Here is a 9,255-nt window from a genome sequence, read left to right as displayed (position 1 = left end):
GAGGCCTCCTACGCAGGCGGGGAGAGAAGCGACCCCCACTCCCCCCCCCCCCCCCCCCCCCCCCCACCCCCCCCCCCCCGCGCCCCTGCGGTTCCGTTCCGCAGGCTTCCCCGTACGCTCCCGCGGCTCTCCGGCCGACCGGGCGGGGGCGCGGTACCACGCCGGCACATCGGTGTCCGGCGGCGGTGCCGGAAAACGGCGGTGAAGTCCCCGGAAATGGCGCCGATTTCCCGCCCCGAGGGAAGAACGACCGCCTGTGCCCGGCCGCTTGGCGGGCGGACCCGACTCGGGAAAGGTACGGCTCGTACCGTGGCACCATCAGCAAACCGGTCCCCGCGGCCGCGTCGCCCCCTACCTCTTCACGCCCGAGCGCGGCGGCTGTTGCCGGGACCGCCGGCCGACGAACGCCGGTCGGCGGATCACTGTGCCGCGGGGTCCTCGGGGTACGCCGGCAGCCCGCCCGGCAGGGGCGCGTAGTAGTAGCGCCGGCACTCCCGGACCAGGGTCTGCCCGGAGAGGGTGAACACGTCCGCGAAGTCCACGCCGTACGCCGCCCGCCGGGCCGCCCCCGGTGCCTGGCCCACCACCCGGCCGAGCACCACCACCCGGCCCTCGTCGGCCACGACAGTGTCCAGCTCGTGCCGCCGGAGCAGGGTCGCCTGCGCGGCATGTGCGCTGAGCACCGCGTCCCGGCCCCGGTGCGGCGGCGCACCGGGGTGGTCCAGCGTCACGTCCTGCTCCGTCAGGGAGGCGTACCCGTCGATGTCACCGATGTCCAGGTAGTGGTAGGTGAGCATCACGTGCTTCACCCCGGCTGCCGTCACCTTCGAACCGGCTGCGGGCATAGGGAAGTTGTCGCTGCTCATGACTGGATGACCGACCTCTCGCTCTCGGTGGACGGGCGTGGCGGCGCCGACGGCTCCCACCGGGCGATCGTCCGGCCGTGCGCTGTCCTTCCGCTATCACCGCGGTTTCCCGCCCCGGTGGCCTGGTCACCCGCTGCTCGGATGCTGGTCACCACTGGCCATCCGGGTCGGCGGGGGGCACCCCGGCGGCGGGCCGGGTGGCGGAGGGCCGGTCACCTCACCGCCCCGATGAGGGCCCTGATCCACCCCCTGGTCAGCGCTGTTCAGCTACTGCTCAGGCCGGTGGACAGCCGGGTTCGGGCCGTAGACTTTGCGGCCAGGCGCGCTGTGGCCTGCTGTGTGTGATGGGGAGGATTCATGGCCGGAGTGCACCTCGAGTCGCGTGACCGGGCAGTGGGATTCACCTTTCAAGTGCTGGGCGAGCTGAAGGTGTTCGACCGCGGCCAGGGCACGGTGCCGGTCACGGCGGGCAGGCAGCAGGTCGTCCTCGCCGCCCTGCTCCTGGAGAGCGGACGGCTCCAGAACTGCGACCACCTCATCCGGCTGCTCTGGGCCGAGGACCCCCCGGAGACCGCTCGCACCCAGGTGCAGATCTGCGTGTCCCGGATGCGCAAGACCCTGGCGGCCGCCGCCGTCGAGGCCGCCATCGAGACCCGGCCGCCCGGCTACGTCCTCCAGATCGACGACGAGGCGCTCGACCTGAATGTCTTCCGGCGCACCGTCGCCGAGGCCGCCACGCTCGGCGGCAGGGGCCGCACCGCCGAGGCCGCCGCCCTGCTGCGCACGGCGGTCGGCCTGTGGCGCGGCCCCTGCCTGAACGGCATCCCCAGCGACGCGCTCGCCCGGGTCGCCGAGCACATAGACGAGGAACGCCTCGCGGCCACCGAGTCGTTCATCGAACTGGAGCTCTCGCTCGGCCGTCATCACCAGCTGACCGCCGAGATAGCGCGGCTGGTGGGCGACAACCCCTTACGGGAACGGCTCCGCGGGCAGTTGATGCTCGCCCTGTACCGCTCCGGCCGGCAGGCCGAAGCCCTGGAGTCCTACCGGGAGGGCCGCGCCCTGCTCAGGGACGAACTGGGCCTCCAGCCCGGCGAGGACCTGCGCCGGCTGGAGCAGGCCGTCCTGACCGAGGACCCCTCCCTGCGGCTGGAGCGCCCGCCCGCCACCGACCTGCGCGGCACCGGGCAGCCGCTCGGCGCGCCCGCGGCGGACCTCGGGCCCGACGCGGTCGCCGACGAGGACGGCCACACCCCGTCCCGCGCCGCCGTCCCCCGCCAACTCCCCGTCGACACAGCTGACTTCGTCGGTCACCGGCAGCTCGTCACGGAGGCCGAGGGCGTCCTCACGAACACCTCGCCGGACCGGGCGCCGGGCATCGTCGTCGTCACCGGCCGCTCCGGCATCGGCAAGAGCACCTTCGCGGCCCGGGTCGCGCACCGGCTCGCCGAATCCCACTTCCCCGACGGCCAGCTCTACTGCCAGCTGCGCGGCGGCCGGGCCGATCCCGTCGACCCCCGCGAGGTCCTCGGCCGGTTCCTGCGGGCCCTGGGCCTGCCCGGTCCCGCCATCCCGGACTCCCTGGAGGAGCGGGGCGAGATCTACCGCAGCATGCTCGCCGACCGCCGCATCCTGGTCGTCCTCGACGACGCCGTCGGCGAGGAGCAGATCTTCCCGCTGCTGCCCGGCGGCCGCTCCTGCGGGGTGCTCGTCACCAGCAGGGCCCGGCTCACCGCCCTCCCCGGAGCCCACCGGGTCACGCTGGACATCCTGGACGAGCAGGGTTCACTGGAACTCATCGGGAACGTCGTCGGCGCCGACCGCGTCGGCGGCGAACCCGAAGCCGCCAGGGCGCTGGCCGCCGCCGTCGGCGGACTGCCGCTCGCCCTGCGCATCATCGCCGCCCGGCTGGCCGCCCGCCCGCACTGGCCGCTCGCCTCGATGGTGCAGCGGCTCGCCGACGAACGCCGCCGCCTGGACGAACTCACCCACGGCGAGATGACCGTCCGGGCCAGCCTGGCCCTCACCTACGACGGACTGGCCGAGAGGGACCGCACCCTGCTGCGACTGCTCAGTCTCACCAAGGGCTCCACCTTCCCGAGCTGGATCGGCGGCCCCCTCCTCGACGCCCCGGACGCCTACCCGTACCCGTCCGACCTCATGGAGCCCCTCGTCGACGTGCAGATGCTGGACGTCGCCGGAGTCGACGCCACGGGGGAGCTGCGCTACGGCTTCCACGACATCATCCGGCTGTTCGCCCGGGACCGGCTGGCCGCCGAGTCGGACGAGACCGAACGGCGGGCAGCGATCCGCCGGGTGGGCGGCGCCTGGCTCGCGCTGGTCTGCGAGGCGCAGTTGCGGGTCCTCGGCACCCGCTACTTCGACGGGCCCGCCGTCCGCTGGAGCCCGCCCGCCGACCACGTCGGGACCGTCCTCGGCCGCCCCCTGGAATGGCTCGACACCGAACGCGAGAACCTCAGCCTGACCGTGGAGAGCCTCGCGCAGGAGGGCGAGGACGGCTACGCCTGGGAACTCGCCGTCAACCTCGCCCCGTTCTTCGAGACCCGCGGCTATCTCGACCACTGGGCCCGCACCCACCGCAAGGCGCTGACCGCGGTGCGCCGCAGCGGCAACCCGCTCGGCCAGGCCGCCCTGCTCGCCTCGCTGGGTTCACTGCACCTCAACCGCCGCAACCTGCCCGAGGCCCGCCGGTCGCTGACCACCGCCGTCGGCCTCTTCGAGGAGCTCGGCCACACCAAGGGGCTCGGGCTGTGCCGCCGCGATCTCGGCCTGCTGGAACGGCTGTCCGGTAACGACACCGCCGCGATGGACCTGTTCGAGCGGGCCGAGCGGCACTTCGGCGACGACGACCCCTGGGCCCGCGCCTCCGTCCTCGTCCAGCGCGCGGTCATCCTGCTGCGGCGCGGCGACGTGGGGCGGGTGGAGGCCGAACTCGACGAGGCGCTGGAGATCTGGCGCGACCTCAGCTATCTCGGCGGGCAGGCCCGGGTGCTCCAGCGCGCGGGCCAGCTGCACCTGTACCGCGGGCAGCCCGGCGACGCCCGCAAGGTGCTCACCGAGGGCCTCAGCATGGTCCGCGACGACGGCGACGTCATCGGTGAGGGGTACCTCCTGCACGACCTCGGCCGGGTCCACGTCCGCCTCGGCGAACTCACCCAGGCCGCCTCGTACTTCAACCGCGCGCTGGCCGTGCGTGAGGGCATCCTCGACCAGGCCGGCGCCGCCTCCGTCCGCGTCGACCTGGCCGACCTGAGCCTGCGCGGCGACGACACCGCGAAGGCCGGCGGGCTGCTCACCGACGCCCTGGAGGTTATCCGCCGGCTCGGCATGGGTGAGGAAGAGCAGCGGGCCACCGGACTGCTCGCCCGGGTGGCCGCCGGTGGCGCCGCCGAGGGCCGGTGACGCCGACACCGCGACCGTGCACGTGCCGAGGAGCGCACCCGACCAGAGGCAGCAGCCCCCACATGAACCCGCACAGCGCTCCGGCGCCCCGGCGACAGGCCCCCGACGCTCCCGCCCGGAACAGAGAAGAGACGTTTCTGCGCCGCTTCGTGGGCCGGGAGAGCGAACTGGCCCGGTTCCGGGCCGCGCTGGACCGGCCGCCCGGCACCGTCCCCGTGCTGGCCCTGCACGGCCCCGGCGGCATCGGCAAGACCCAGCTGCTGCGCCGGTTCGCCGTCGAGGCCCGGCGGCGGGGACGGCACGTCGTCGAGGTGGACGCGGCACGCACCGACCCCACCGAGGAGGCGTTCACCGCCGCGGCGGACGTCCCGCGTACCGGACGGCCGGTACTCCTCGTGGACGGAGCCGACCGGCTCGGCCCGCTGGAGGACTGGTTCCGGGACCGCTGTCTCACCGGCCTGCCGCCCGGCTCGCTGGTCGTGCTGGCCGGCCGCGAGCCGCCCGGACTGCGCTGGCGCACCGACCCGGCCTGGGCCGACACCCTGAGCGTCGGACGCCTGGACCGCCTGTCCCGCGCCGAGTCGGGACGGCTGCTCCAGGACGCCGTGCCCGGCCGCGTCACCGCCCGCACCGCCCGGCTCGCCTTCGCCGCCGGCCACCCCCTCGCCCTGTGGCTCGCCGCCCGGGACCGGGACGCGCCGCACGGGGACGACTGGCAGCCCGCGCCCGAGGCCGTCGCCGCACTGCTGGACCGGGTGGTCGGCCCCGTCCCCTCCGCCCTGCACCGCCAGGCCCTGGAGATCAGCGCGCACGTCCCCGAGACCACGGAGGACCTGCTGCGGGCCTTCCTGCCGGAACAGGCCCACGAGGTCTTCGACTGGCTGCGCCGCCGGCCCTACGTCACCACCGGCCGCTCCGGACTGCGGCTGCTGCCCGTGGTCGCCGACGCCCTGGACCGCGACCTCGGCTGGCGCGCACCCGACGCCTACGTCGCGCTGCACAAGGCGCTGCGCGCCCACCTCCAGGCGTTGATCCGCACCCGTCCCGAGCCGGTCTCGCTCTGCGGAGCGCGGGCCTTCAACCACATCCAGGCCCGCGGCCGGCGCTCGTCCGGACCCGGCCGCGACGAGCTGACCGAGTGGGGGGCCGAGCCGGTGTACGAGACCACCTGCGACGCCGAGGACCTGCCCGCCGTCCGCGACCTCGCCCACGAACGCCTCGGCCCGCAGGGCGTGGCCGCCGTCGACTTCTGGCTGCACCGCAGGCCACGCGGCTTCCGGCTCTACCGCAGCGCCCGCACCGGCGAACTCGTCGGCGTGCTGGGCCTGCTGAACTTCGACCGCTGGGACGCGGTGGAGACCGCCATCGACCCGGTGGTCGCCGTCGTCCGTGAGCACGTCGAGTCGCACCGGGAACTGCGCCCCGGGGAACGGGTCAACCTGGTGCGGTTCGCCCTGCTGCGCCGCCGCCCGCACGACCTCGTGGCCGCCTCCACCGGCATGCTCGCCCGCGTCACCCGCGAGCTGCACGTGCAGGAGCGGCTGGCCTGGACCTTCCACGCCCGGGACGGTGACGGCCCCGACCACCTGCTGGAGTACGCCGACTTCCGCCGGCTGCCCAGCGCACCGCAACTCGCCGCACAGAGAGTCACGCTCTTCGGACACGACTGGGGGACCGCAGGAATGAGCGAATGGTGCGAACTGCTCGACGACCGTGTGCTCTTCGGACTGCGCGCACCGGGCATCACCGGCTCGCCGCGCACGGCCGTCCTGTCCCGGGCGGCCTTCGACCGGGCCGTCCACGACGTGCTGCGCGACTGGCACCAGCGCGAGCGGCTGGCCGGTAACCCGCTCCTGCACGCCGCATCCGTCGCCCGGCGTTCCGGTGACCCGGAGGAGAACCTCCGCCGGCTCGTCGTACGGGCCATCGAGTCCATCGACCAGGACCCCCGGGCGAAAGGACAGCGCGCAGCGGTATGGGCGACCTACGTCAAGGGGGGCAGCACCCAGCAGGCGGTGGCACGGGAACTCGCGCTGTCCTTCAGCACCTACCGGCGCTATCTCAAACGCGGTCTGGAACACGTGTGCTGGCACCTGTGGGAGCAGGAGGTCACGTACGCCGCGCAGGCCGCCCTCCCCTCCGTCACGGCCCCGAAAGGAACCTTGGCCGGGTAGCCGCGCACGGGAGAATCCGCAGGCCATGACGGCTATCCGGGAGGGATAGCGGCGTCAAAGTGACGTGATTGCAGCGACTCCTAGCTTTCTTTCCAGAGGTCCGGCAGAGGGCCGAGGGAGAGGAAGGAAGCCACCATGAACAGCAACCTCGCAGCGGTCGTGAAGCCCATGAGGGCCGCCGTCGTCGTCATCACCGCGGTCGCCGCTCTCCTGGGCGCGGTGGCGGCCGAGGCCGCGGCGCACCCGCAGCGTACGGCGAGCGTACGGGCCGACGACGGCTCCTCCACGGACAACACCAACCCCTGGAGCTGACGACGCGCCGGCGGGGGACGTGCTCCGACGCGGCAGGGCCGGGAGGCCGCCGCAGGCGCGCGGCCCCGCCGCGTCGGCGTTCGGCGGGCACCCTGCAGCCACCGGCGATGTCCCGCGGCAGCACCGCGGAGCGGCAGTGGGCGACCCACTCGGAGGCGTCCCGCCCCCCGGTTCCACCAGCACCTCGGAACGGCCCACCGGAGCACGTCATGAACGACATCCGAAACCGGCAGGACCTCGGCGTCCTGCTGAGAGACCACCGCCGGCGCGCCGGACTCACCCAGCGCCACCTCGCGGACCTCACCACCGTGAGCGTGCGCGCCATACGCAATCTGGAGCAGGGCAAGGTCCTGTCCCCCCGGCTGGACACGATCCGGCTGCTCGCGGACGGACTGCGGCTCGGCGCCGCCCAGCGCGAGACGCTGATGGAGGCGGCCCGGCGCCGGCCCGGCACCGCGGAGCACGCCGCGGAAGGCGGCTGCGGCCCCACGCCGTGGCTCGTGCGGAGCCCGCTGATCGGCCGGGACACCGAAGTCGCCGCCCTCACCGCCCTGTTGACGCAGCCGAACGGGCGGCTGGTGTCGGTCGTCGGCATCGGAGGGGTCGGGAAGTCGCACCTGGCCGCCGAGGCCGTGCGACGGGTCGCGGCCGACGGCATCCGGGTGCTGTGGCGGGGCCGCGGCGAGGAGATACCCGTCGGCGAACTCTGCGACCGCGCAGCGGGGGAGACGACCGTCCTGGTGCTGGACGACGCCGAAGCCGCGGACGGCGCGGGCCGGCTCGTCGCGCTGATGCGCGCCCATCCGCGGCTGCGCATCCTGGTCACCGCCTGCGCGCCGTGCGGCGTGCCCGGTGAGCAGATCCTGCGCCTCGCCCCGCTGCCGGTGCCCGCCCCCGGCGCCGAGTCGGACCCGGAGCAACTGGCACAGGTGCCGTCCGTGCGGCTGCTGTGCGCGCACATCCGCGCCGGCAATCCGCTGTTCCGGCTGGACGACACCGACGCCGAGGTCGTCGCCGAACTCTGCCGGCGCCTCGACGGATTGCCCCGGGCGCTGGAGTTCGCCGGCCGCTGGACCCTCGTCCGCTCCCTGCCGGAGCTGCTGGCCGAGGTGGAGCGCAGCCCGTTCGGTCTGACCGCGCCGCCGATGACCGCCGACTCCTCACGTGACCTGATGGTCCGGCTGCGCCGCACCCTGGGCCGGCTCAGCCCGGCCGGCGTGTCCTTCCTCGCCGCCGTCGCCCGCGACCACCGCAGCTGGTCGGTGGCCGAGGCGGCGACGGCCGTCGGGACCTCCGGCGCCGACGCCGCCGTCGTCGTCTTCACCCTGGTGACCTACGGCCTGGTCCGGCCGGAAGGCCTCGGCGGTGACGAACCGCGCTTCTCCGTGCTCAACCACGTCCGCCATCTGTACGCCGACGCGCGCCGCGAACCCCGGCGGTGGGGCGCGACGGTGATGTACCGCTCCGGGCCCGAGGACCGCGCCCGCAAGGTGGCGGTGGGCGAGAGCTGACCAGCGGCCACGGATCGCGACCCGCCGGGTGCCACCGGCGGGTCGCGGTCCGTGGCCGCCGGTCGGTACGGCGTCAGGCCAGGGTGAGGACGACACCGTAGTCCGGGCCGTGCCGCTCGGCCTCGGCCAGCTCCCAGCCGGTGCCCTCGGCCAGCGCTTCGAGCTCCGGCAGCGAGGCGAACAGGTAGTCGAACCAGTCCGTCACCAGCAGTCGGTGCCGCAGCCGCAGCCGCATCTGGCCGCTCATCCGGCCCTGCCGCCGGTTCGCCGCGAGGTACTCGGCGTGCTGCGCCCCGTCGAGCAGATAGGGGTCCATCCCGGTCCCGACGATCCGGGCCCCGGGCCGCGCCAGCCGGGCCAGCGCGCCGAGCAGCCGCGGGGCGCGCTCGCGGCTCTCCAGCAGGCCGAGGTTGCGGCCCAGCAGCAGGAAGGTGTCGAAGCGGGCGCTCTCCGGCAGGTCGTCGACGGTGCCGAGGAACGTCTCCGTCAGCCCGCGGCGCCGGCACACGTCGAGCGCGTCGGCCGACACGTCGAGGCCCACGATCTCGCCGCCGCGGTCCTGGAAGGGGACCGCGAACCGGCCGGCCCCGACCCCGATGTCCAGGACCCGGCCGTCGAACCGGGAGAAGGCCCAGCGGTCCAGCGCCGGCCAGGCGTCGGGGCCTGTGAAGAAGCCCACGGCGTCGTAGCCGCTGATGTATCCGTCGTCGCGTTCACAGATCTCGAAATAGGTGTCCCGCGGCAGCCCCGCGGTGTGGCAGTCGAGCAGGAGCTGCCCCCACGCGTCGGCCGTGCGGGGCGTGAGCGGCTGGGCCGTGGTCATCCGCGCCGTCCTTTCCGGGCGTGTGCCCTGTCCTGGTGGTCGGGTGCGGGACGGGGGGGGGGGGGGGGGGGGGGGGGGGGGGGGGGGGGGGGGGGGGGGGGGGGGGGGGGGGGGGGGGGGGGGGGGGGGGGGGGGGGGGGGGGGGG

General features: G+C 74.7%; 6 protein-coding genes. 4 read left to right on the top strand and 2 right to left on the bottom strand.

Translation table 11 applies throughout. The annotated features are described in order from the left end of the window. Positions 1-419 precede the first annotated feature (419 nt). Positions 420-866, bottom strand: a complete 447-nt coding sequence (locus ACZ63F_RS37695) for a nuclear transport factor 2 family protein (protein WP_469718135.1) — start codon at positions 864-866, stop codon at positions 420-422. A 357-nt stretch (positions 867-1,223) separates the two neighbouring features. Between ACZ63F_RS37695 and ACZ63F_RS37690 the strand changes: the two genes are divergently transcribed. The 4 genes from ACZ63F_RS37690 (at position 1,224) to ACZ63F_RS37675 (ending at position 8,286) form a co-directional block, all read left to right on the top strand. Further along, positions 1,224-4,289, top strand: a complete 3,066-nt coding sequence (locus ACZ63F_RS37690) for an AfsR/SARP family transcriptional regulator (protein ID WP_469718133.1) — start codon at positions 1,224-1,226, stop codon at positions 4,287-4,289. Positions 4,290-4,351: 62 nt separating this feature from the next. Continuing rightward, entirely contained in the window at positions 4,352-6,463 is a 2,112-nt protein-coding gene (locus ACZ63F_RS37685) for an AAA family ATPase (protein ID WP_469718132.1), read from the top strand. A 135-nt stretch (positions 6,464-6,598) separates the two neighbouring features. Continuing rightward, the gene (locus ACZ63F_RS37680; protein ID WP_469718131.1) at positions 6,599-6,775 is read left to right on the top strand and encodes a hypothetical protein; all 177 of its coding nucleotides are present in this window, start codon (positions 6,599-6,601) and stop codon (positions 6,773-6,775) included. Between the two features lie 209 nt (positions 6,776-6,984). Continuing rightward, the gene (locus ACZ63F_RS37675; RefSeq protein ID WP_469718129.1) at positions 6,985-8,286 is read left to right on the top strand and encodes an AAA family ATPase; all 1,302 of its coding nucleotides are present in this window, start codon (positions 6,985-6,987) and stop codon (positions 8,284-8,286) included. A gap of 73 nt (positions 8,287-8,359) precedes the next feature. Here the strand turns inward: ACZ63F_RS37675 and ACZ63F_RS37670 are convergent, their stop codons facing one another. Continuing rightward, positions 8,360-9,109: a class I SAM-dependent methyltransferase gene (locus tag ACZ63F_RS37670; protein ID WP_469718128.1), complete on the bottom strand. Its 750-nt coding sequence runs from the start codon at positions 9,107-9,109 to the stop codon at positions 8,360-8,362. Between the last annotated feature and the right edge of the window lie 146 nt (positions 9,110-9,255).

Source organism: Streptomyces sp. NPDC104761, from assembly GCF_055583445.1.
The sequence above is the reverse complement of the archived record's forward strand: the minus strand, read 5'-3'. Positions and strand labels throughout refer to the sequence as shown.

Excerpts from the sequence above, each read along its gene's own strand:
- ACZ63F_RS37690 (WP_469718133.1), top strand. The coding sequence starts at position 1,224 with ATGGCCGGAGTGCACCTCGAGTCGCGTGACCGGGCAGTGGGATTCACC.
- ACZ63F_RS37695 (WP_469718135.1), bottom strand. The coding sequence starts at position 866 with ATGAGCAGCGACAACTTCCCTATGCCCGCAGCCGGTTCGAAGGTGACG.
- ACZ63F_RS37670 (WP_469718128.1), bottom strand. The coding sequence starts at position 9,109 with ATGACCACGGCCCAGCCGCTCACGCCCCGCACGGCCGACGCGTGGGGG.
- ACZ63F_RS37680 (WP_469718131.1), top strand. The coding sequence starts at position 6,599 with ATGAACAGCAACCTCGCAGCGGTCGTGAAGCCCATGAGGGCCGCCGTC.
- ACZ63F_RS37685 (WP_469718132.1), top strand. The coding sequence starts at position 4,352 with ATGAACCCGCACAGCGCTCCGGCGCCCCGGCGACAGGCCCCCGACGCT.
- ACZ63F_RS37675 (WP_469718129.1), top strand. The coding sequence starts at position 6,985 with ATGAACGACATCCGAAACCGGCAGGACCTCGGCGTCCTGCTGAGAGAC.